Genomic DNA, 22,045 nt, shown 5'->3' on the forward strand with positions numbered 1-22,045 from the left:
CGGCCATCGGGAGCAACGACTACTCCACTCAGTGGTATAAATATGTTGTATAGGCTGTTTAATTCCAGTCAATACTATCCAGTGACAATCAACCACCCATGATTCCAGCCTTGCTTGTTCTGTAGGCAGAGCAGGCAAAGGTACCTCGGAATCGTTCGGACATCTTTGATCTCCGTGATGAGACGCCGCCCATCCCGAACCACGTGACCTTGAGAGGGGTCGCGAATTGCGGCTTTCAGAGTAGTGCTGTACACAACTCCTGTGATGCTATGTCATGACTCAGTATCTTTTTCCGGATACCCAAGAAATGCCAATACGTTCACAGCTCGGTCGCTTCCGCGTCGACGAGAGGAAGCCTCATCCGGTGGATACGCTCTGAGGGAGCCGTCACCGGGACCGGCTGCGTTCGTTCGACTCGACATGAGAGACGAGACTGACCGAACTTACGTCATCACTGGTGCATCGAGAGGAATCGGCCGCGGCATCGCAGAGGCACTCGGCCGCGAAGGCGGGACTGTCGTCGTGAACTACCGGTCCTCGGAGGCCGCCGCCTACGACGTCGCCGACACCATCACCGACGCCGGTGGCACGGCCATCGCGGTGCAGGCAGACGTCTCGGAGTTCGACCAAGTCCAAGCCATGAAAGAGCACGTGCATGAGACAGTCGGCCCGGTCGACGTCCTCGTCAACAACGCGGGAATCACGGCCGACCGAAAATTTAGCAACATGACCCGCGAGGAGTGGGACAGCGTCATCGATGTCAATCTCGGCGGCGTGTTCAACTGCACGAAGGCGTTTTTCGAGGACATCAAGCAGACCGACGCAGGCCGTCTCATCAACATCTCGAGCGTCATCGGCAGGCAGGGCAACTACGGCCAAGCCAACTACGCCGCAGCAAAGAGCGGTCTCTTCGGGTTCACGCGCTCCATCGCCCTCGAACTTGCGTCCTCGGGATCGACCGCAAACTGCGTCGCGCCCGGCTACACCAGCACCGAAATGGTCGATGAGGTCCCTGAGAAAATCCAAGAGCGGATCCGCGACGACATCCCCCTCGACCGGTTTGCGGACGTCGACGACATCGCTGCAGCGGTCTCGTTCCTTGCGAGCGAAGACACCTCCTACGTGACTGGCGAAGTCATCGACGTCAACGGCGGACTCGATGTCTGACACGCACTGGTGACTGCGCGCTCAGCAATCACGAAACGAACAAACTCGCTTCGACGGGTGATTTGGGTGTAGTCAAACGCGTCAGGATGACTCAGCCGGTAGCTCCCCCTGGTCGTCTATGCTGTCTTCAGGGAGGGGATCGATCAGGACGATCGCTTCGCCGTCAACAAGCACGTCGCTGTCTTCGACAACGCGCGTCGAGAGTCGGTACTGGTCGTCATCTAACTCCTCGACGATTTCGCACGTCGCTGTCACTCGATCACCGACTCGGGCGGGGTTATGGAACTCGAGATCTTGGGAGAAATAGATGGGTAGCCCAGGCAACCGTGCCAGCGCCGCAGAAATAAGCCCGCTGACGAGCGTACCATGGACGATTCGGCCGCCGAAGCGAGTCTTCTCAGCGACCCCGTCGTCGAGATGCAGCGGATTCGTGTCACCGCTGGCGGCGGCGAACTGCTGGACGTCCGCCTCAGAGATGGTCTTGGCGAACTCGATGCAGTCGCCGACACTAAGTTGCTCCCGTTGGACAACAGTGCGCTCAGTGTCCCAGTTAGGGAGCGTATTGCCCGGTTCAATCTGGCTGGCGACCAGTCGGGAAGCGTCGGTTTCGGTGGGATGGATACCGGCAGCGATGAAAACGGCACGGGTCGCAGCCAAGTTTCTCTCCAGCATGTATGCCCATACCGTCATCCATCGATCAACGGAGTCCTCCCAGAGCGTATCGAAAAACGGAGAGACCATAAGACACAGCGAGAAGTTGGCTTCTTGTGCGTATGTATCCTTCGTCCAGTACAGAGGAACAGGCAGGAAGACACAGGTGTGCCACGAGTAGGATACGTCGATATTACTGACGGAAAGTGGGTTGAGTCCCTATGTATCGTCCTGCGTTTGCGGGCCGTCGACGACGGCTGTAACGAGCGTCTTGTGGGCATGTCGGAGCCGGTAGTGCAGCGTCGGCCCGGAGATGTCGAACGACTCGGCCAGTTCCAGACACTCATTCGCCTCAGTGCCGTCGCGTCGGTCTACGGGGCCAGTTGGATCGTCGCGAACACCGTTCTCCCGGGCTGGACATGGGTTCGTCGCGACGCTACTGGCCGTCGCGCCGGTCCTGCTCGTCCTCGGCGTCGCCTCGTCGCTGGGGTTCGAGTTATCGGGCGGGCAGTGCCGGGCGGCGACGGCCGACGGCGACAGATGCAGTCGGAACCGGCCACCGAACCAAGACTGTTGCTGGCAGCACCGTGAGTTGCATGACGTGACGCTCCACCCCGAGGGTGTCGCCGAGAAGAGCCGGGCCGTAGAGGACGACCTCGTGGTTCGGTAGGCTGTTCCGACCCGTAGGATATCTTAAAGGGGTTCTCAGGGTGGTTGGTTTCAGGACTGTTGGGATGAATAACCTGTTCAGTGGGTGTGCCTATGGAGCAAGTTGAGAGGTGTACTCCAATTAATCAACACAAAATTGAGCGTGAAATTCAACAGGTTGATTCGCATAGAGAGTGGTATGTTAACAGATGGTTGGTTACGGCATATGGGATGAGCCACCTCACGGCAACCCACCCTCAGCTAACGAAAAAGTAGCGAAACTTCGTCTTAGATTGAATCACCTCTCCCTTGTCGAATTAGAGGAACAAAGAGTGGTCAAGTGGGACAAAAATAGCCACGTTGTGAGGGAAGGCCCTAGATTCGACGAGAAAGAGACAGAAGTCCTGAAATAATGAGCGAGAACAAGAAAGAGTTCGTCGCTAAGCAAATTACCGAGGCTATAGCCGAGATAGAAGGGACAGACTCAGACCGTCTTGATATGTGCCTCTATAACAATGTCTCGATGGCTGCGATACGAGAGTTAGTGGCCCACGAGAGTAATGCGTGGAGGCTTCAATTCGAAACGGAAAACCATGTCGTAGAACTGGCGGGGAATGACACGGTCATCGTTGATGGCGAACGAATCCGACCAGACGTCTGAACACTGTCTTTCCTACACTGAGCGGTAGGTCTGTCATCTGTATTGGACAAAGAGAGGAGTTGAAGAACGGGTATGCAACCGTCGTATCAAACTCTCATCCCGACTTGTGCCGCTCGACACGCCGGACGTTCTGGGCGTACTCCCGCTCGGAGTCGTACAGCGGGTCGTCGGGGAACAGTTGCTCTCCCTCGGGGACGGTGACCGTCGGCCACTCGGTGTCGTCGACGGTGTCCTCCAGTTGGCCGACCCAGTCAGCATACACACCCCGTTTTTGCATGTCCTGTAGCCGCTCGAACACGGGGTCGAGGTCCGACAGATAGTCGTTCCACTCGGCCAGCCAGTCCTCGAGTGCGTCGACGTCGTCGGGCACGCCGGCGTCGGTCAGCGACTCGACCAGCGTTGCGCGTACCTCGTCGACCCAGCCACCGAGCGCGTGCCGGTTCTGTGCGTGGAGATCCTCGGCGCGATAGAGGCGATGCCTCGCGGACGATGTGCTTGTACAGGTCCGGTATCTGTTCGAGCGTGTTCAGTTCGCAGGCCCCGGTGCCCTTCCGCTGTTCCCACTCGTCGACGAGCGTGTCGTAGGCCTTCCCGCCCGTCCCAGTCTTGTCGGACTCGCTGATGGGCTTGCGTGGCAGGCCGAACTGGTCGACCTGTTCTTTCGTGACGGCGACCTGCTCGATGCACACCCGGTGATCGAGGTCGCCGCGCTGGTTCAGCCACGCGACCTTTCCGGCCATCGCCGAGGACATGTTGTCGCCCTTCGGGTCGAAATCGGAGAGGTAGCAGATGATGGCGGGTTTCCCGGCGTTGTTGACCCGCTGGACGAACTCGTGGGCGATGGTCAGCGAGAGGTCGCCCTCGACGATGACGTTGACCTGCAGGTCCTCGCAGAGTGCGTGGATGTAGTCCGGCAGGCCCTTCTCACACCACAGTTCGACGTGGAAGGGCTGCTGGCTGGCCGTGTCGAACTCGATTTGCTCCGCGAGCGACCGGGCAACGTCGTCGGCGATGTACTCGGCGACGTCTTCGGGGCCGTCGAAAGCCAGTTCCCCACGGTCGCCGGGCTCGGGCAGCGTCGGCAGGTCGACGCCCGACGGGATGGTCACGTCGCCGACATCGGCTGTTTCTCGATGCTCGCCGTACTGCGTGATGGTCCGCTGGGCGTGCTTGTTGTCGTAGATGCCACCCAGCGGGATGTAGCCGAGGATGCGCGCGAGCGTGACCCGCGAATGCGGATCGTTGCAGTCGGATACGGTATGTTCGGCCTCTACGGGCTCATCGTGTTCCTCGAATATCTCTTGATCCCGTACCTCCCCTACGCGACCCTCGAACTGCTCGAACACGCCAGTGCACTACTCATATTGGGCGGCCTACCACCAGTTCATCGAGGATATCTATCAGGAGAACGCGCTCTACCAGAACGAGCTCGTCCTGGACGGCGACCCCGTCGACATCGGGAACCTCACGATGCCGGTGTTACAGATTATCGGCTCGTTCGACCACCTCATCCCGCCGGAGGCGAGCAAGCCCTTCACCGAGGTTATTCCAAGTGAGGACACCGACATCTACGAGTTTCCGACCGGCCACGTCGGGATGGCCGTCTCGGGGAAGGCCCACGCGGAACTGTGGCCCCGCGTTGCAACGTGGTTCCGGGAGCGGTCGATAACACAGACTGAGGAGTCGGCCACGATCAGCCAAGGTGAAGCTGAAGCAGAGGCTGACCAGGATCAGTCGTTGCAGACGGTCGACGGGATCGGTCCGACGTATGAGGAGCGTCTCCACGACGCCGGGATCATGACGGTAACGCAACTCGCAGCCGCAGAATCAGTCCCGCTCGCTGACCGACTCGGTCTCAGTGAATCACGAGTGATGGCCTGGATCAAGCAAGCAAGGCAGTTCGCGGGCTCGTCCGATGAGAGTGCTGGAAGCAGCTGACCGTCGGTTCGTGACAAGCGACGAACGCTCACGTGACGACGATACCACCGTCGATCTCCATGTAGGCGTGGCCGTAGCCACAGTAGGTCAAGCAGCTCAGTGTATAATCGCCACGTCGTGCCGCACTTAATTGTCGAAAGACGGGTTTGGTGGCACTTCGGGGAAGTGCGATGGGGTGCATCATCATGCCACCACCCATATGGACCTGTCCGGACGGCATGATTGCGAGGCTGTGGTCGGGATACTGTTCGTTTGCCTCCTCCAGCAGTTCGTGGAAGCCGCCGCTAGATGGAGGTGGGATGCGCTCCTCGTTTCGCTCTTCGAGTGTTTCGTGGTCAGGAAGCGCGTCTCGTATCGAGGTCGGAAGGGCTTGTACAGCTTGATTCGCGCCGATATTGAATGCGATGACGCGGAGGACATCACCACGTTGCAGGTTGACACGCTCTTGTTCCTCGCCGCTAGTGTCGAGCATAACGAAGCCCCAGTGGTAGCCTCCGACGTAGATCGTCCTGTCGACGCCATCGCCACTGCCCGGGAGATTCCCGACGCATCCGGAGAGACCTGCGATGCCGGCGCCGAGGGCCGTGAGCAGCTCGCGTCGCTGTACTCTCGAGGACATGATAGCAGACTACTGCGACTCCTCGCGGCGGAGGTTCGCACGCCGTTCCTCGAACTCCTCCTCGGACAGATCCCCACGGGCGTACGCGACGCGGAGTTCCTCAAGTGCCTTATCGCCGGTCAGCGACGACCCGACGCCGCCGACGAGGCCGCGATAGAGGAGATATCCGATGCCGACGAGAACGATGAGCCAGACGAGCATCATCCCGATGCCCCACAGTGGTGAGAGACCTCCGGCCATCCCGCCGCCCCACCACCAGCCCATCATCCCCATCATCGGCATCGCGAACACCATCATCAACAGCGGGAACAGGACGATCACCGCGAGGACGATCAGAACAATGCGGAGCAAGCCGTCGGACGTGCGCTCTGTCGACATGATGAACCACTACGGACTTCGCCGGCTACATTCATAAAGTTGGACGACCAGTACTGCTCTATTGGTTGTTCCTGGGCTGGGTGGCGGCCAATACGTCGCTCCGTGTCTTGATTGAGTGAGTCCACTCAGCAGCAGTCGGGGTCGTCGGGCGACCACTCGCACGCGTCGCCAGTCGTCAAGCTGTTTTCGTCCACGTAGGTCGAGAGACACGCATAGTTGCAGAAGTACGTCGGCGACCCGCAGTCGTCGGTACAGTTGCGCACACAGATCGGATCGTGGTCGAAGATACGCGACCCGCAGTACGCACAAGCCTCATCGGCGTCGGGGAGTTCGACGGTCGTAGACATACCTGCGCTACGGGCACGAGTCTCAAACGTATTTCGCCAGCTGACCATCGATATACTCCGCCTCCGGACTGTCAGCGGTGTGGGAGTGACAAGGAGCGACTAGAACTCGATCGCTCCGATCATCGGTTCGCCGACACACTTCGGGCAGACATCGGTGTCGTATTCCTCCATACAGTGTCGGTGGCAGGAGATCCCGCAGTGCTCGCAGACGAACACCTCGTCATCGCTAGCGCATTCCGAGTCACAGATGTAGCACCGAACCATGGTTCCTAGAATGTAGAGTGGCGACCGGCATAAATCGCTGTGCTCATGCATCTCAGCTGTAGACACCCGATTTCGGCACGTATCGTCCAGCATCGAGACCGACGACTGGCTTGTGATCAATGGGCGTTGGAACCCCCACACACAGACCCCGACAGGCTTCAGTTCTCTTGATTCTGTACCAATCGTTCACGGCGTCGCTGGAACTCCGCTTCGTCGATCTCGCCTCGTGCGTATCGACGTTGCAGGGTTTCCATCGCGGAATCGTCACTCTCGGGAGGTACGCCACCTTGACTTAGTGCCCAATAGAGGAATCCGCCAACTAAGCCGAGCATTCCGAGTGCCCCGCCGACGAACGGCAGCCCGCCGAACCAGCCACTGTTCCGGTCGCTCATCATTCCAGGACCAGGCCCCATCCCAGGGCCCATCATTCCGCCACCGGAGTTCCCATCTCTTCCGGTGCTGGATCCATACGCTATCGCGCCCTGTACGACGATCGCGTCGCTTTCGGGCACGTCGCCGTCCGGAATCGGACTCGATTCGGCTGGCCCACCAGGACTGCCGACGACGATGCGACCGACCATCCCGACTGATTTGTGCGGGATGCAGTAGTAGTCGTACGTGCCCGGTTCCTCGAACGTGTACTCGAAGGCTCCTGACGAGATGGTTCCACTGTCGAATGCGCTGGCGTCGGCCGGAATCCGGTTCTCGTAGGCGGTCGCCGAGTGGGCTCCGGCCGCTAGCTCGAAGCGAACGGTCGTGCCGGGTTCGACATGGAGTCCGATCGGGTCGAAGTAGTTGTTCCCCATCTCGACGACGGGCGTCTCCTGTGCGGCGACTGGCTGGGTGAATCCCGCACTCGCGACTGTGCCGGCACCGAGCGCTCCCAGGAACTGGCGTCTACTGTAGTCTGTCATGGTAGTTGTTTGACTTCTGTTATCCGCGGATGATGCTGGCGAGCCGGTTCGCGAGTCCGGGCGATTGCTGGCCGGCGCTCTCGATAGTTGCCTCCAGCTCGTCCCGGTCGACGATGCCGATGAACTCGGCAGTTCGCTCCCCGTTCGCGTACACGAGCGTCGTGGGCGTCTTTCGGACACCGTACTCCTCGGCCGTCTCCAGATCGGTCTGGATGTCGACCTCCCGGAACTCGACATCCGGATACCCATCTTCGATGCCTTCGTTTTTCTCTCGCTGCGTTGCGCACGCCCCGCAGGTCTCCTGCGTGAAGAGGAGTACTTCCGTCATAGTAGTTTGTATGGTCTTGTACTTTTTGCACATTTCTATTCACATCCGAAAGCTGTGAGGCTCACAGATTTCGGATTCCAAGGAGGCGGACGTGAGTAACGCCGGAGTTGGTGGTCGGACCGTCACTCCGAGCGTTCGAGCTTGTTCCGACGCGCCTCGAACTCTTCCTCGGTGAGATCACCGCGGGCGTATGCCATACGCAGCTCCTTCATTGCAGGATTCCGCGACGACTGCGATGCCGTCACGCGACGGAAGACGAGATATCCTCCACCGAGCAGGAGGAGGAGGAAGACCAGCTGGACGAGCATCCCGACGAGTGGCCACCAGCCGCTGGTCGTCCCGTATCCGCCCATCATTCCACCGTAGCCCATCATCCCGCCGAAGCCCATCATCCCGCCGAAGCCCATCATCCCGCCGAAGCCCATCCCCATCGTGAGCAACGGGAGCAAGATGAGCGCTCCGAGGATCAGGAGGACGATTGTCGTGGTGTCGAGCTAGTTCGATGAAGACATCGAAGATCAGGCCCCCGACGTGGATCCTATTTCGTCGGTAACGGCCGAGAGAACACGCTCGAAACGCTCGTTGACCTCAGTCGCTATCGAGTCGAGCGCATCGTTGTCTGCGATGCCGACCAATTGCTTTGGATCAACGGCACTCACAACGATATCGCCGTCATCGGTTTCGTAGACGATGACGTTACACGGGAGGAGTGCGCCGAGTTCGATTTCTTCGGTCAGTCCCTCGTATGCCAGCGGGGGATTACATGCACCGAGAATGCGGTACTGGCGGAATTCTTCGCCGAGTTTCTCCTCGAGCGTCGCCTGGATGTCTATGTCACAGAGGACGCCGAATCCTTCGTCTTCGAGCGCAGCGATCGTCGTGTCGACGACGTCGTCGAAATCGCCAGTGACTGAAGTCTGTATTGTGTATTCCATGTAATATTATATCCCGTCCACGGGGTTAACGGTTGGGTGCCGCAACGGCGGGCGTTGGGAGTGTGATGTATCGGCTGGAACAGCAACTGTTCCAGTCATCCGGTGCGTTCGAGCTGTTTTCGCCGTCGATCGAATTCGTCGTCCGGGAGCTCCCCGCGGGCGTAGCGCTCACGGAGGACCGACAGCGACTGTTCATCGTTTCCACCGGATCCTCGGTTGAGGAGCGCATAGCCGATGTAGAGGGGGACGGCGATGAGGAGCCCCATCCAGAGGAGTCCCCAGAGGCCCATCGTTCCGCCGAAGAGACCCCAGCCACCGCCCATCATGCCGCCACCGTAGCTCCCGCCACCGTGGGCAGCAGCCGTTCCAGTCGCCGCGACCAGCAGCGGGACAGTGAGTATCGCGAGTCGACGAGCAGTGCGTCCGATGTGAGTGGTAAGTTGCGTCATTATCCTGCGTTGGTGAATCGTGGTGTTCGGTTGACGAGATCGAAACGGTCAGGGCCGTCAGCAGTGGCCCTGTCCGTACATCCCGCCGTTGTAGTCGTCGTTAGCCCCGTTGTGGTATTCCTCGCCAGCCATGTCCTGGGCCATCTCGTCGACGGTCACACCCATGTGCGACTCCATCCACTCGACAGCACCCGGACCCATGTGTTCGGTCATCTGCGCCTCCATCCAAGTGGCCCATTCATCTGCGGTGGCATTGTCCGTGGGCGCGTCGTCAGCGGTCGTGTCGGTGCCGTGTGCGCTGACCACGGGCGCGGCGAACGCGAGTCCGACGATCGCGAGCGCCACGAGCAGCCAGCGGCCGAGTGTGAAGTTGGTCATTGTCTTTCTCCTCGGTTACTCGTAGGACTGCTCGGGAGTTATCAACGTGGGTGTGAACTCGGGCAGGAGAACGTTCGAGAACGTGTATAAGACGATCTAACCGTCTTTCAAGACAAGGATCGTTCCTCCGGCCCGAATTCGCTGGGGCGGCCCCTCAATCCTTCCTCTCCCGGACAGGACCAAGACCACACGAACGATCCGAAACCGGGTTTTCAACCGACTCACTCGACGTATTTCACGACACGCGCCATTCCTGCATCGAGATGGTAGAGGTTGTGACAGTGGAACAACCACCGGCCGGGTTGTCGGCGTGGAAGTCGATCGTCACCTGCCCTCTATGCCCGGGCACGATGACCGTGTCTTTGATCGCGTTGCCGACTTGGAAGAAGTGGCCGTGAAGGTGCATCGGGTGAACGACCGGGCTCTGATTGGTCATCCGAATTCGGACGTGTTCGTCGGGCCGGACCTGGAGCGGATCGGCGTCTGGGTAGGCCTGCCCGTCTATCGTCCACGTGTAGGACTGGCCTCTGCCGCGTGAGAGCGTCAGATCGAACGTTCGATCCGGATCTCCACTCACCCCGTCGAGTGAGGAGATCGCCCGCAAGTCTCCGTACTGCAGTCGGTTACTGGCCGACGACGGACGCTGTGGGCTCCCCCGCCCGCTGACTCGTACTCGACAACAGCCCTGGCTGGTGGTTCGTTTCCATCGAGGGCATCCGCTTGAACGGCCCACGTGCCCGGGTTCGTCGCCTCAATCACGACGTCGTAGCGCTCACCGGCCCGAAGACGAACGAGTCCACGTCGACGGGTTCGACAGGTCGACCATCGGCGTGGGTCACCGTCATCTCGTGGCCTGCGATTCGTACACCGAAGACTGTCGCACTCCCGGCGTTCACGAACCGGAGGCGCACCCGTTCCCCTTCTGCCACTCCGAACGTTGGTGGATCCTCTGGAAGCCGACCGTTGATCAGGAGACCCTCGTACGGCGGCCGAACGTCTCCCATCATTCCGCCTCCTCCACCCATTCCACCACCGCCGCCCATTCCCCCGCCCGACGGAAGTTCCGGCTCTCCGGGGAGGTAGTCGTCGACGACGACGACGTACTCACGGTCGTACTCGACGTGCGGGTCACGCTCTTCGACGATTAGTGGGCCGAACAATCCCCGGTCGAGTTGGAGCCCGACGTGACTGTGATAAAAGTACGTCCCGGCGGGTTCAGCGCGGAACGTATACGTGAACGTGTCGCCGGGATCGACCGGGTCTTGCGTTACGTTCGGCACGCCGTCCATCGGATTCGCGACGGGAACCCCGTGCCAGTGAATCGTCGTCCCTTCTTGAAGGTCGTTGGTCAACTCGACCCTGAGTACGTCACCTTCCTGAACGCGTAATTCCGGTCCCGGAAATTGCCCCTCGTACATCCAGTTCGTCGTCGAAGTCTCGGGGGCTGGCCGAATCGTCCCGGACCCCGCGGTGAGGCTGACGGAGCTATCTGGCTCGGACGTGACTGTCGAGCGTGGCGTTACCTCACGACCACCCTCATCGCCGGTGCCCGGTAGCTGACCGGCACAGCCCGCGAGCGCTCCGAGAGTAGATGCGCCCGTCAACTGGAGAAGCCTGCGGCGGAGAATCCTGTGGAAGTCATTTCCCGTGTTTTCGTGCTCAGCGAGTATAGGCCTCGCGCTGAAGGAGGGTCATACGCCCATCGCTCGGTTCGATTTCAGCACCCCGGTGAATGGTTCTGAATCGGCGGAGATGGCCCGCTAGTTCATCTACTTCTCTCTTGTAGGTTGTCACTCGGATAGATACGATACGTCCGCCCTTGGCGCTCGCGGTACAACAGGCCGCGTTTCTCGAGGGCACTAACCGTCTGGCTCACCTTGCTCTTCGAGAAGTCCGAGCGATCCCGTAATTCGATCTGCGTGATGCCGGGCGAGGAAAGGACCGGTTCGAGGATGCGGCGTTCATCATCTGGCAAGAGGTCCAACACGCGGGCCTGCGGCTGAGACTCTGGATTGATGGCCCCATCTGGTTGTGTGGCCTCCTCCGGTGATTCGGCGATCTCGGGGTCGGTCGGCTTAGCCATCTCATTCTGTGAGCGGACGTTTACGTCTGTGCTAGTGAGGTCGTCTCGGATCGCGAGATACCCTCCACCGATGACAGCCAAGATGAGGAAGGTACCGAGGACGTACCAGAGCGGGTTCGTTCCGTGAACCGTCCCATCGACGTACCCATCATCGACCCCATTTGCTCGAAGGCTTGCTGTTGCTGGTACGCTTGCCAGCTGAGTACACCACCAACAATGAGGACAGCAACGAGCAAGCCACCGACTACTGTATCGGCTCTCCGTCGATTCATCCACCCCACCTCGATCTGCCAGTATCTCCGTTCATGCCTGAGAGTTGGCGAGACATCCGTGTACCAGTTGTGATTGGTCGAGACAAGACTCGGGGCTGCCTGGCCGCGATCCTTGGTATCACGCCGTGGCGTTCAGTGATGCTCATGGCTCTGGGAACCTCCAGCTCCTGAGACTTGGGGGTGCTGATGTGCAAATTCGGAGGGGTGTTTCTCGAACGATCGCTTGCACCGCTCCGAGCAGAAGTAGTACGTCTCGCCGTCGTGGGTGAGACTCGGCCCGCTGTCGTCGGTTCGCATCCCACAGACTGGGTCACGGTACTGGCCGGGTGCACCGAGTCCACGTTGGTAGACGTAGAGGAGGAAGCCAGAGAGGGCGAACGCGATGCTGTTGAGATAGAACGTGTAGTTGAGCTCGAAGTACGTCTGTTCGGCGGCCGTCTCCCCGCCGGCCAGATCCGGGACGATGCCGAGGACGTTGAACAGTTCCTCCATGAGGAAGCCCGTGAACGCCATCGTCACGAAGAAGACGCCGAGAATGTACAGCATCACTTTCCAGCCGTAGTACTTGCGGTAGACGTTCAGGACGGGAATCGTGATGAGGTCGGCGTAGACGAACGCGATGACACCCGCGAAGCTGATGCCGCCACCCCAAAGCGCGACGGCGAACGGGACGTTGCCCATGCTGCCGACGAAGCTGATTACGGCGATGGCGACGCCCATGATGGCGTTCTCGGCACTGACGAGGAGTCCATCACCCTGGAGGAAGAGCGTGTTCCACACCCACTGCGGGACGAACACGATAACGAATCCCGAGATGAGAAAGCCCGCAACGACGTCCTTCCAGATCATCGACCACTCCTTCCGGTACTGGTTCCCGATCTTGTACCAGCCACCCCACGAGAGGAGTTCGTTGCGCCAACCGCCGCTACTTGCGGCTTCCTGCTGGTACGTCTCCATGCAACCTTCCGAACAGAACTTCAGCGTCTCGCCCCCGTCAGTCACCAGCGAGTACTCGTCTTTGCCTTCCATCCCGCAGGTCGGGTCCGCTGTGATCCCTTGGTCGTGGTCGCGTTGATTCAGTTCTGCCCGTACTTGCTCGAAGAGGTTCTCTGGGAGGGTCAGATGAACGAGGACCGCCATCACGGCGATGAGGATGACGCCGCCAAGGAGTTCTGCAACCAGAAACTCCCAGCCGAGAAGGATGAGGATCATCAGCCCGAGTTCGACGATGAGGTTCGTCGAGGCGAACATGAACGCGAAGAAGTTCACCGTGTGTGCTCCCTTCTTGAACAACCCCTTCCCGATGGCGACCGCACCGAAGCTACAACCACTACTTGCCGCGCCGAATACGGTTGCTTTCGTGAGGCCACTCAGATTCCCTCTCCGAGTACGTTGGCCATCCGCTCTTTCGAGACGTAGACCTGAACGAGACTCGTGATGACGAGGCCCATGATGATTGCCCAGGCTGCCGTCCAGAGAAACCCGACACCTATTCGTAAGGATTCGAGAATTCCGTCGACGAGGACGGCTTGCATATCTAGACCATCGTAGCCATCTGTTTTGTTAGTTGTTCTTAAGAAACGGTGGCAGTTCGGTGGGGTAAATTTTGTATTCAAAGGCAATCCGTGCTATTAGCTGTAGTTAACCGTACGAGGAATGCATTCGCGCTCGCTGCGCGTTACTGATTCGGTTCGCTGGTTGCTGCTCGTTCTTTCGTAGAGAGGGTCCACAGAGATGAGCGTAGTACCGCTGTTTCTCCCACTATATTCCCGTGTCGTGTTCACAGAGTGACTCTCCTTTCGAATTGTAAGAGAAACCCGAATGAAGGAGTGGAGCGTATCTCTAGTCATGAGTACGACTACCACAAATCAGGACACGTACGAAACGGAATCCGCGACCAGTGTAATGCACCTCGATGCGCTGGCACTGGCGGGCGCAGCAGCAGTCGTCTCTGCCACCGTGATGCTCCTCCTCGGTGTCTTCGGAGCGGTCGGAGTCTACGAGGGGGCTGTCGAGGCGATGGAGCAGTGGCACCTCTTCTTCGAGCCGACCGTCGTCGGGACGGTGGCTGGCATGGTCGAAGCAGCGGTGATCAGCTTCGTCTTGATGTACGCATTCGCATGGCTGTACAACGCCTTCGTACGCTGAATCGAGGAGTCAAGCCATGTACGTCACCGACAACGCAGAAATCGTCATCGCTGCTACTCCGGAGGAGATTTGGGAGTACGTAACGGACCCCGTCCACTGGACGGCATCGAACCCCGAGGAACACTACGGACTCGAGTACGATACACCCGATAATCGCCCACAAGAGGGTGCGACGTTCCACCAGGCAGAAGAGGTCGCTGGGATGTACGCCGACTTGCACGGCCGATTCCAGTACATCGATCATCCACACGTGGCAGTCTGGACTGGGACAGCGTACTATCCGGTTCTTCGGGGGCTTGTCACCGTTCGTATCCCCGAAGGTGGTACGATTCGGCTCGAAGAGACCGAGGATGGAACCCGGATGTCACACGCCGTCTGGATGGACTTCCCGAACAACCGTCGGGGCCGGCTGCTAAAGCGGCTCTTCACCACCATTCTCGACGGGAAGGCCAAGCTCTACGATCACACCAACAAGGAGCTCGTCTTTTTCAAGGAACGCATCGAGTCGACAGCCCATGAGCCGCCAAAATGTACGAACGAGAATCCGTAGCAAAATCAACGCACTCATCCACCCATGTACACCGATATCCTCATCCCGACCGATGGAAGCGATAACGTCGAGCCTGCAATCCAGTCTGGACTTGATCTCGCTCACCGATACGACGCAACCGTCCACGCCCTCCACGTTGTCGACAGTTCGCCGATCGAACGAAAGCTGGAACTGACCGCGCTGGAAACCGACCTGGAGACTCTCCCAGACACATGGTATGATGCTGGCGATGCCGCCACCCAGCAGATCGCAACTCGAGCCGCAGAACATGGCCTCGACGCGGTAACTGAGGTTCGCCGTGGCATTCCAGCGCGTGAAATTCGTTCCTACATCACCGATACCGGGATTGACCTCGTCTGTATGGGAACCAGAGGACACACCGGTCTCGACCGAGTCCTGCTCGGCAGTGTAACGACCCGAATCGTCCGTACTGTCGATATCCCCGTGCTCAGTGTCAAAGCGAAGCAGGAGCTATCAGAATCCGAGATCCAGGGAGGCTTTGAGAATATCCTCGTCCCGACTGACGGGAGTAAGCCCGCACGAGAGGCAGTCATTCACGCTCTTGATTTGGCTCGGACGTACGATGCGACACTTCATGCCCTCTACGTTGTGGATAGGGGCGCCTACGCGTCTCGTCCGGGATGGACGTGGGACGAACTGCAGCAAGTACTGGAGCAAAACGGAGAGACTGTCGTAGAAGATGTCCAGTCTCGGGCAGCTGCCGACGGTGTTTCAGTCGCTGCTGAGATCACCCACGGCGTTCCTCATCAGGCAATAGGGGAATATTGCGATGAACACGGAATCGACCTCGTCGTGATGGGAACACACGGACGATCCGGCATTTCACGACGGCTCATCGGAAGTGTGACTGAACGGGTTCTCCGGAACTCAGATGAGCCAGTGTTGACTATTCGAGGAGTGTAGACGCGGCTTGAGCTACTGGCGAAGCGAGATGAGAAGGACCACGAATCCGAGACCGATGGCGACCGATTCGATGATGTGGACAATAGCGAGATCGAGCCCCCCGAACTCAAACAGTATTCCTTCGATGAACACACCGAGTGTGATGATTCCAAAGCCAATTGCAGCGTTTCGCATATAGTACGTCCCCGTTCGTCGATACGCCTCGAAACTGTAGTACGTGATCAGAATACCGAGTGCGAGTACGAGCGTGCGGACGACCAAGAGAATTGCTGTTGTCGTATCCACCATTCACTTAGTCCTCCAATTTCTTTGAGTCGCGTCCGTACAGAGCGTACAGGATCGTGAGCATACCAATCGCGACGATGGCCGTTGCCACCGTTCCTGCATTGTGGAACGTCAGGCCAACCACGTCGAACAAGATCCCCTCGATGATCGCACCGAAGCTGATGATGGCGAAGCCGACCGCGAGGTACAACATCGATTGACTGTTGCTACGTCGATAACCTCGATAGGCTTGGAATGCGATAATGAACCCGAGAGCCATTGTGACGAGCTTTGCGATGACGAGACCGATGTGCATGGTTATTCGTTCCTCATTGTGTTCCACAACCGAGCGAATCTGTCGGGAGCGTCTTCCCGAAGTTCGATCCGGACGTCGAATCCCGATTCGAGGAGCTGTACCTCAACACGGTCGAGCTGGGCTTCGTATTCGCGATAGTGGTGACCGTCGGGGTCAATATGCGTTCGCTCGATAAGCAGGTCGTACTCCAGTAACGTATTGACCCGTCTGGAAACTGTCGAGACTGACATGTCACACTCTTCGCTGAGTTCCTTGGCAGACATCTGTTTTCGGCGAGTCGCCTCAAGGATCGCGCGTGCATAGTCGTCGTCAAGGATTTCGAGAATCCCCGAGATGTCTCGCTCCTCACTCACAGGCTACGTTTCTGCGGAAGGGTATATAAAGAAACGCCGATTTGCTGACCCAGCAAATCTGCTTTCTGGACTATATCCCCTGAGCGTGTCGGTTCACCTGTAAGGTGACCGATGCCATGACCGACTCACTCACGCGTCGACGGATGCTCCAGCTGACTGGCAGTGCGGCAGTCGTTGGACTCGCCGGTTGCACCGGAACACAGACCAACGACGGCGGGGCAGCAAACGGATCGCCGACTGAAAGTGGCCACGACGATGGCGGCACGGAGACCGGTCACAGCGACGAAGAGAGCGGCCACGATGACGAGGGCGGTCACGACGAAGCGGTCGGAGCGCCGTCCGATACGGCCGAAGTGAACATGATTACCGAGGACGGGGGTTACCACTTCGAGCCACACGTCGTGCGGGTGAACGTCGGTGGCACCGTGACCTGGCACAACGAGAGCGGGAGTCACTCGACGACCGCGTACCACTCTGACAACGACCAGCCCCAACTCGTCACCGACGGCGCAGCGGCCTGGGACAGCGGCATCCTCTCCGAGCAGGGCGCGACGTTCGAACACACGTTCGAGACCGAGGGCGTCTACCACTACTACTGCACGCCCCACGAGAGCCTCGGGATGATCGGGAGCGTCATCGTTGGGAATCCGGACCCCCACGAGCAGGTCGCCCTCGAGGAACCGCCGGCTGACAAACCCGAGCGCGTCCGCGAGAAGCTTGAAGAACTGAACGGGATGATTCGGACAGCCCTCGGCGACGACCACTAATCCTTCTGAACGTTCTTTCAGCGGCGTTTCAATTCCTACTGTACGAGTAGGTTGTATCCGACGTGAACTATCGCGAGGCCGAGATACCCGAGGAGGAGTATCGCCAGGATTCGTCGAGAGGGCGACGGAAGACCGATCTCGTCGGTGCCGTGAATCTGCTCGCCGAGCGCGTATGCGAACCGCCCCGCAAGTAGTGCGAACGGCAGGTGAACGAACACCAGCGGTAGCACCAGCGAGTCGAACTGGGCTGTCGCCTCCAGACGCGATAGGAACTCGAGTTTGAGTACGAGTTCGAGAAGTGCGACAGTCAGACCGGAGGCCACAGTCGCGAGTAGTCCCTCGGTTTTCGAGAGGAGCTGTCCTTGCCAGTAGCTCCATCCATAGAAGACGAGTATCAGCGGGATGAACCGGACGAACGCTTCCTCAACGAGCCCTACCAGAAGCGTCCACGTGGTGACGGTCGTTACCTGGAGCAGGGCGAGTTCGAACTGGTAGGCGCTCCACACACCGATACCGGTCACGACGCTACTTACGACAACGAGTTCGCCCAGTGACCGATACCATGGTGGCATGAGTGACAACGGACGTATTATACGTAGGAGAGCGGCCAAAATAGGCGTACCCGTTCGAAGTCGGTACTGCGAAGAGTCTTTACTATCGAGTCCCATGTTACACGATAACACAAAACCCAACCGTAGCCGCTCACCATACTGCTATGTCATCCGACGAATCCGCTTCCGTCTCTCGACCGGCCGATACGGAGCGTGACGTAATCGACCGGATTGAAGAGACAGTTCTGTCACGCCGGGCGTTTCTTGCCGGACTTGGCCTGGGGAGCGTGGGAGGCGCTGGGGCAGTTTTCGGTCTCACGCGAGCAGGGGAGGGGTTCCAGTCGCTGGCGACGCTCGCTGGTGGGGCCACGCTTCCCGCACCAACTCAGTACTATCTTCCAGCAGTCGACGGCTCCGATAGCGGCCTCGTGATCCCGGTGACATTCGAGTTCGCTGACGGGGAGGGCGAGTTGTTTGTGAATCTGAACGGGATCGAAGTCCGTCATGATCTCCAGCTCGCACTCCGTGAAGCGATCGCAACAGCCGCACGTCTTACCGGCAGTTCGCTCGGCGACACGGCGACGCACGTCACGTTCGATCCTCCCACGTCCGGCGTGCTCGCGCTTCGCGGGAAGAGTTGGGAAGCTGGACTCACGATCGCCCTCGTCGCCAGCCTCCGTCGGCAGTCGCTCACACAGGAGACGCTCATCACAGGAATCGTCGACGACGAGGGAGCGTTGCTTCCCGTTGGGGAGATCGAGACGAAAGCCCGTGCGGCACGAGCTGTCGGTGCACAGGCACTGATCATTCCAGCGGGCGAACCGACGGAAATGGCTGTTCAGGGACTCCGAATCATCAGGGCACGCTCGATCTCGGAGGCACTCGATCGGATTCTGTGACCGAAATATCCGGCGAGTGACTACGCCGAGTGCGTGCATTGCCCAGTTATTGCGATTGCTGCTGGGCTATGATTCAAGGACTGGGTCGCTGTAGTCCACGGTATGGTCAAAATCGATCCATTCGACGCAATACGTGAGTTCGAATTCGACGGGAATGCCTACAGTATGGCGGACCTCACTGCTCTGGAAGAAGCGGGCATCTGCGAACTGGATCGTCTTCCGGTTAGCATCCGCGTCCTTCTGGAATCTGTCCTCCGTAACGTCGACGGTGATACCATCACCGCTGAGGACGTCCGGAATGTCGCTTCGTGGCAACCTGACGTCCCGGACGTCGAACTTCCGTTTACGCCGTCGCGGGTCGTCCTCCAGGACCTCACCGGCGTCCCTGCCGTCGTCGACCTCGCAGCCCTCCGATCAGCGGTTGACCGGAAAGGCAAGGATCCCGCGATCGTCGAGCCAGAGATTCCAATTGACCTTGTGATCGACCACAGCGTCCAGGTCGACTATTTCGGATCCGAGGACGCCTACGAGAAGAACGTCGAACTGGAGTACGAGCGCAACGGCGAGCGGTATCGAGCGCTCAAGTGGGCGCAGCAGGCCTTCGACGACGGCCTGAGCGTGAACGACGAACTTACTATCGTCGCTGAACGATCTGACGGATCGACCGTTGAATTCCCAGTCACTGCCCAGATTAGTACACCGGCTGCTGTTCGATACGTCGAAAACGGCGGTATTCTCCATCTCGTTCTTCGTCGCCTACTCACCCAAGAGTAGGTGCGAGGTTCTATTTCTCTCACTTCAACGTGCGGCGGGTTCGTCGCTTCTGGGAGAGTGTGGTTCGCAGCTAACTACTGGTTTCCGCAGAGCTTGTACGGCCTACTATAATCGGCGAGAGGCGCGTATCTTTATACGATGTTGACGAATCACTCTGTAGTATGTCACCACAGGAAGTCACGCTAGAAAGCACAATTGGCGGCTTCACGGCGAGCGGGAAGCTCCATACCTTAAGCGTCTGGTTTATTTTTGCGCTCAGGCTGATGATGGGGATTGCGTTCTTCCAGAGTGGACTTGACAAGGTCCTCTCGGGGAGTTTTAGTGCCGGTGGATATCTCACCGGGGCCGTGCCGAACAGCGGGAGTCCGCTTGCAGATTTGTTCGTCTCGATGGGGAACACGCCGTGGTTCGTCGACTTCGTGAACGTCGCAGTGCCGTGGGGTGAGGTGCTGATCGGCCTCGGGTTGTTATTCGGCGTGCTCACTCGGCTCGCTGCGTTCTGGGGGGCGTTTATGATGCTCATGTTCTATTTCGGCAACTGGGACGTCACACACGGCTACATCAACGGGGATTTTGCGTACATGCTCGTGTTCCTCTCTGTCGCCGCGTTCGGCGCTGGACGGATACTCGGCCTCGATGCGTATATCGAACAGTACGAGGTCGGCGGAGTGCCGCTCGTCGAACGGTATCCCTGGACTCGATATCTTCTCGGTTAATTTCCTGTATTTCGAGTCTCTCCGGGGAGATCCAACGTGTTATACGCACGATGGATGAGTTACATTTCCGCCTCCGAAGCAGATCGGTTTGTCATGATGACACCACTAATCAGCATCAGTACCGCGAGTGCGGCCATACCGAGATCCCACCCCATACCGGCGGTTATCGTCGATCCCATACTACCGGTCATTCCACCATCCGTTCCGGATCCCATACCCATCCCCCAGTTCGTGCTGCCGGTAACACCGACCAGCGCCTGGTTGATCAACATCACGAGCGAGTACCCGATCATCAGGGGGCCGCTTGCCTTCCCCAGCCGGCTCGCATAGGGCGTCAGCAAGAAGACCCCGTGAACCACGACTATCACGCCCAAGAGCGCCATGAGCAGGCCGCTGTTCGAGCCCATCATCCCGGTGCCACCAGTCGCTGAGACCAGCGAGTAAAGGCCCGAGACCAGTGCGATTGCCGCGCCGTACTGCCGTGTCGTAGCGGTTGTATTCATCGAATCCATTGTTAGACCCCGAGCATCATCCTAAGCGACCCTCTGACGCCCATCGGTAGCCCGATAGCCCCGATAAAGAACGTCATGAGCCACCACCAGGTGTGGTTCATTTTTGCTTTCGCATCCGCGAGGTACCACACAATCCCCCCGGTCACGAGAAGTTTGAGGACGAACGTCGACCCGGAGAACCCGGTCACCTGATAAACAAGGTTCGTCACGACCAGCTTGGGCGAGTAGTCGAGGAACGTGACGCCGATGAGGTTCTGCGCGCCATCCCACGTCTGACCGAAGACGGCGAGCAGGAACAGTGGATGCCGTAACGGAACACCCTCGACAACATCCGCGCCCCAGTAGTAGAGGCCGGTTACACCGAGGGCAATTCCGGTTGTCGCGACTGGCACCCACAGCCGAAGTGGCGCGGGGCTCGTCGCGCCGTGCCAGAATGCCCAGCCAACCGCACCGACGGCCCACACTACCCCGACCGCACCAACCGACTGCGGGATTGAGATGAATCCTCGGTCGCCAGCGAGTGCACCGATTCCGAGCGCGAGGACAGTAACAGCAGTGACGACGAAGTAGATTGAGGGCGTGATGAACAGCACGGCGTAGTCACCGAGCAAGCCGATATCTTCGAGTGCACGCATCGCGCCGCCGGCGACGATGATTGGCGCGAACCCATAGGCCAACCGAGCGTCGAACGTCACGTCGAGGTGGTCGAGATACGCTCGGAGGCCCGGGAGACTGTACACGACCGCGGCGAGGTACGTTACCGTGTTCACCGCGGTGTAGCCGCGGACGGCTCGAATTCCTTCGTATGCGACTGGTTGCCCGGCGGCGTCTGCAACGACTGGGCCCCACAGATACTGCCAGATGAATCGGTCGTAGACGAGCGTCGGAAACGAGAGAAATGCCAAACCGACGAGCACGATGGGGGTGAGGAGATACAGTAGCCACCATTCACGCGTACCAGTGTCGGGAAGCGCGGTTTCTACACGTCCGCTGACGGTGCTCACGACTCGCTCACCTCCAGTCGCCACGTCGTGCTCTTCGAGCGGCCCCACTGTTCGAGCGATACGTCGACGAGGCCGTCTTGGAGCTGACTGAGATACTGTGCGACAGCTTTCGGTGATGCGTCTAAATCATTGGCAATCTCCCGAGCACGGAGGTACGTCGGTTCGGAACTGGCCGTCTCGACGAGATACGCGTGTACTGTTTGGCGAGAGATATTGGACATGGGTCGGGCGAGTG

29 protein-coding genes and 4 pseudogenes are annotated in these 22,045 nt (G+C 59.1%); 11 read left to right on the forward strand and 22 right to left on the reverse strand.

The genetic code is table 11. The annotated features are described in order from the left end of the window. Positions 1-420 precede the first annotated feature (420 nt). Positions 421-1,167 carry a beta-ketoacyl-ACP reductase gene (locus G9465_RS21225; protein ID WP_166974328.1) on the forward strand — a complete coding sequence of 249 codons (747 nt, stop codon included), beginning with the start codon at positions 421-423 and terminating at the stop codon, positions 1,165-1,167. 81 nt (positions 1,168-1,248) lie between these two features. On the opposite strand, the gene G9465_RS21230 is transcribed toward G9465_RS21225, so the two are convergent. Next, positions 1,249-1,839, reverse strand: a complete 591-nt coding sequence (locus G9465_RS21230) for a MaoC family dehydratase (protein WP_193571771.1) — start codon at positions 1,837-1,839, stop codon at positions 1,249-1,251. A 292-nt stretch (positions 1,840-2,131) separates the two neighbouring features. Here G9465_RS21230 and G9465_RS21235 point away from each other — a divergent pair, with 292 nt between their 5' ends. Both G9465_RS21235 and G9465_RS21240 read left to right on the forward strand, forming a co-directional pair. Next, complete coding sequence (locus G9465_RS21235; RefSeq protein WP_166974331.1) at positions 2,132-2,488, forward strand: hypothetical protein; 357 nt, start codon at positions 2,132-2,134, stop codon at positions 2,486-2,488. A gap of 390 nt (positions 2,489-2,878) precedes the next feature. Beyond that, complete coding sequence (locus tag G9465_RS21240) at positions 2,879-3,127, forward strand: HalOD1 output domain-containing protein (RefSeq protein ID WP_166974334.1); 249 nt, start codon at positions 2,879-2,881, stop codon at positions 3,125-3,127. Positions 3,128-3,221: 94 nt separating this feature from the next. On the opposite strand, the gene G9465_RS21245 is transcribed toward G9465_RS21240, so the two are convergent. After that, the gene (locus G9465_RS21245; protein ID WP_166974337.1) at positions 3,222-3,389 is read right to left on the reverse strand and encodes a hypothetical protein; all 168 of its coding nucleotides are present in this window, start codon (positions 3,387-3,389) and stop codon (positions 3,222-3,224) included. Beyond that, positions 3,379-4,473 (reverse strand): hypothetical protein, encoded by a 1,095-nt coding sequence (locus G9465_RS21250; RefSeq protein WP_166974338.1) that lies wholly within the window; start codon positions 4,471-4,473, stop codon positions 3,379-3,381. The genes G9465_RS21245 and G9465_RS21250 overlap by 11 nt, the downstream gene beginning before the upstream one ends. 4 nt (positions 4,474-4,477) lie before the next feature. On the opposite strand from G9465_RS21250, the gene G9465_RS21255 reads away from it, so the two are divergent. Further along, positions 4,478-5,065, forward strand: coding sequence for a helix-hairpin-helix domain-containing protein (locus G9465_RS21255; RefSeq protein ID WP_227015839.1), 588 nt, complete (start codon positions 4,478-4,480; stop codon positions 5,063-5,065). Between the two features lie 28 nt (positions 5,066-5,093). Here the strand turns inward: G9465_RS21255 and G9465_RS21260 are convergent, their stop codons facing one another. From G9465_RS21260 to G9465_RS21315, 12 genes and pseudogenes are all read right to left on the reverse strand, one after another. Further along, the gene (locus G9465_RS21260; protein ID WP_166974340.1) at positions 5,094-5,684 is read right to left on the reverse strand and encodes a hypothetical protein; all 591 of its coding nucleotides are present in this window, start codon (positions 5,682-5,684) and stop codon (positions 5,094-5,096) included. Positions 5,685-5,693: 9 nt separating this feature from the next. Next, entirely contained in the window at positions 5,694-6,062 is a 369-nt protein-coding gene (locus G9465_RS21265) for an SHOCT domain-containing protein (RefSeq protein WP_166974343.1), read from the reverse strand. Positions 6,063-6,187: 125 nt separating this feature from the next. After that, entirely contained in the window at positions 6,188-6,409 is a 222-nt protein-coding gene (locus G9465_RS21270; RefSeq protein WP_166974346.1) for a hypothetical protein, read from the reverse strand. Between the two features lie 422 nt (positions 6,410-6,831). Then, positions 6,832-7,587 carry a plastocyanin/azurin family copper-binding protein gene (locus G9465_RS21275; protein WP_166974349.1) on the reverse strand — a complete coding sequence of 252 codons (756 nt, stop codon included), beginning with the start codon at positions 7,585-7,587 and terminating at the stop codon, positions 6,832-6,834. A gap of 19 nt (positions 7,588-7,606) precedes the next feature. Further along, positions 7,607-7,915, reverse strand: a complete 309-nt coding sequence (locus tag G9465_RS21280; RefSeq protein WP_166974352.1) for a thioredoxin family protein — start codon at positions 7,913-7,915, stop codon at positions 7,607-7,609. Positions 7,916-8,037: 122 nt separating this feature from the next. Then, positions 8,038-8,394 carry an SHOCT domain-containing protein gene (locus G9465_RS21285; RefSeq protein ID WP_166975106.1) on the reverse strand — a complete coding sequence of 119 codons (357 nt, stop codon included), beginning with the start codon at positions 8,392-8,394 and terminating at the stop codon, positions 8,038-8,040. A 39-nt stretch (positions 8,395-8,433) separates the two neighbouring features. Beyond that, a complete protein-coding gene (locus G9465_RS21290) occupies positions 8,434-8,850 on the reverse strand; it encodes a DUF302 domain-containing protein (RefSeq protein ID WP_166974355.1) in 417 nt (138 codons plus the stop codon). 95 nt (positions 8,851-8,945) lie between these two features. Beyond that, positions 8,946-9,299, reverse strand: coding sequence for an SHOCT domain-containing protein (locus tag G9465_RS21295; protein ID WP_166974358.1), 354 nt, complete (start codon positions 9,297-9,299; stop codon positions 8,946-8,948). Between the two features lie 57 nt (positions 9,300-9,356). Next, the gene (locus G9465_RS21300; protein ID WP_166974361.1) at positions 9,357-9,677 is read right to left on the reverse strand and encodes a hypothetical protein; all 321 of its coding nucleotides are present in this window, start codon (positions 9,675-9,677) and stop codon (positions 9,357-9,359) included. Positions 9,678-9,898: 221 nt separating this feature from the next. Next, a pseudogene (locus G9465_RS21305) lies at positions 9,899-11,347 on the reverse strand (multicopper oxidase family protein). 95 nt (positions 11,348-11,442) lie between these two features. Further along, positions 11,443-12,032 (reverse strand): annotated as a pseudogene (locus G9465_RS21310) (MarR family transcriptional regulator). A 132-nt stretch (positions 12,033-12,164) separates the two neighbouring features. Continuing rightward, positions 12,165-13,567 (reverse strand): annotated as a pseudogene (locus G9465_RS21315) (permease). A gap of 313 nt (positions 13,568-13,880) precedes the next feature. Between G9465_RS21315 and G9465_RS25825 the strand changes: the two are divergent. From G9465_RS25825 to G9465_RS21330, 3 genes are read left to right on the forward strand one after another with little or no spacing between them, the layout of a single operon-like run. After that, positions 13,881-14,180, forward strand: a complete 300-nt coding sequence (locus G9465_RS25825; RefSeq protein ID WP_227015840.1) for a hypothetical protein — start codon at positions 13,881-13,883, stop codon at positions 14,178-14,180. A 16-nt stretch (positions 14,181-14,196) separates the two neighbouring features. Then, positions 14,197-14,730: an SRPBCC domain-containing protein gene (locus G9465_RS21325; RefSeq protein ID WP_166974364.1), complete on the forward strand. Its 534-nt coding sequence runs from the start codon at positions 14,197-14,199 to the stop codon at positions 14,728-14,730. 24 nt (positions 14,731-14,754) lie between these two features. Beyond that, positions 14,755-15,654: a universal stress protein gene (locus G9465_RS21330; RefSeq protein ID WP_166974367.1), complete on the forward strand. Its 900-nt coding sequence runs from the start codon at positions 14,755-14,757 to the stop codon at positions 15,652-15,654. Positions 15,655-15,666: 12 nt separating this feature from the next. Here the strand turns inward: G9465_RS21330 and G9465_RS21335 are convergent, their stop codons facing one another. From G9465_RS21335 to G9465_RS21345, 3 genes are read right to left on the reverse strand one after another with little or no spacing between them, the layout of a single operon-like run. Beyond that, positions 15,667-15,942, reverse strand: a complete 276-nt coding sequence (locus tag G9465_RS21335) for a hypothetical protein (protein WP_166974370.1) — start codon at positions 15,940-15,942, stop codon at positions 15,667-15,669. Between the two features lie 4 nt (positions 15,943-15,946). Next, positions 15,947-16,234, reverse strand: a complete 288-nt coding sequence (locus G9465_RS21340) for a hypothetical protein (RefSeq protein WP_166974372.1) — start codon at positions 16,232-16,234, stop codon at positions 15,947-15,949. Positions 16,235-16,236: 2 nt separating this feature from the next. After that, positions 16,237-16,587 carry a helix-turn-helix domain-containing protein gene (locus tag G9465_RS21345; RefSeq protein ID WP_166974373.1) on the reverse strand — a complete coding sequence of 117 codons (351 nt, stop codon included), beginning with the start codon at positions 16,585-16,587 and terminating at the stop codon, positions 16,237-16,239. A gap of 116 nt (positions 16,588-16,703) precedes the next feature. Here G9465_RS21345 and G9465_RS21350 point away from each other — a divergent pair, with 116 nt between their 5' ends. Beyond that, positions 16,704-17,354, forward strand: coding sequence for a plastocyanin/azurin family copper-binding protein (locus G9465_RS21350; protein WP_166974376.1), 651 nt, complete (start codon positions 16,704-16,706; stop codon positions 17,352-17,354). A 35-nt stretch (positions 17,355-17,389) separates the two neighbouring features. Here G9465_RS21350 and G9465_RS21355 read toward each other — a convergent pair whose 3' ends face one another. Then, entirely contained in the window at positions 17,390-17,926 is a 537-nt protein-coding gene (locus tag G9465_RS21355) for a hypothetical protein (protein WP_166974378.1), read from the reverse strand. A 143-nt stretch (positions 17,927-18,069) separates the two neighbouring features. Here G9465_RS21355 and G9465_RS21360 point away from each other — a divergent pair, with 143 nt between their 5' ends. The 3 genes and pseudogenes from G9465_RS21360 to G9465_RS21370 all read left to right on the forward strand — a co-directional run bounded on the left by G9465_RS21360 (position 18,070) and on the right by G9465_RS21370 (position 20,294). Continuing rightward, positions 18,070-18,804 (forward strand): S16 family serine protease, encoded by a 735-nt coding sequence (locus G9465_RS21360; RefSeq protein WP_166974380.1) that lies wholly within the window; start codon positions 18,070-18,072, stop codon positions 18,802-18,804. Positions 18,805-18,906: 102 nt separating this feature from the next. After that, positions 18,907-19,413 (forward strand): annotated as a pseudogene (locus G9465_RS21365) (aconitase family protein); the annotation flags it as partial. A 326-nt stretch (positions 19,414-19,739) separates the two neighbouring features. Then, positions 19,740-20,294 carry a DoxX family protein gene (locus G9465_RS21370; protein ID WP_166974382.1) on the forward strand — a complete coding sequence of 185 codons (555 nt, stop codon included), beginning with the start codon at positions 19,740-19,742 and terminating at the stop codon, positions 20,292-20,294. A gap of 59 nt (positions 20,295-20,353) precedes the next feature. Here G9465_RS21370 and G9465_RS21375 read toward each other — a convergent pair whose 3' ends face one another. From G9465_RS21375 to G9465_RS21385, 3 genes are read right to left on the reverse strand one after another with little or no spacing between them, the layout of a single operon-like run. Continuing rightward, on the reverse strand, positions 20,354-20,806 hold the full coding sequence (locus G9465_RS21375; protein ID WP_166974384.1) for a hypothetical protein: 453 nt from the start codon (positions 20,804-20,806) through the stop codon (positions 20,354-20,356). Positions 20,807-20,808: 2 nt separating this feature from the next. Next, positions 20,809-21,810: a DUF63 family protein gene (locus tag G9465_RS21380; protein ID WP_166974386.1), complete on the reverse strand. Its 1,002-nt coding sequence runs from the start codon at positions 21,808-21,810 to the stop codon at positions 20,809-20,811. After that, positions 21,807-22,031, reverse strand: a complete 225-nt coding sequence (locus G9465_RS21385; protein WP_166974389.1) for a hypothetical protein — start codon at positions 22,029-22,031, stop codon at positions 21,807-21,809. The genes G9465_RS21380 and G9465_RS21385 overlap by 4 nt, the downstream gene beginning before the upstream one ends. Positions 22,032-22,045 lie beyond the last annotated feature (14 nt).

The sequence above is a fragment of the Haloarcula sp. JP-L23 genome (assembly GCF_011602445.1).
Taxonomy (GTDB): Archaea; Halobacteriota; Halobacteria; order Halobacteriales; family Haloarculaceae; genus Haloarcula; species Haloarcula pellucida.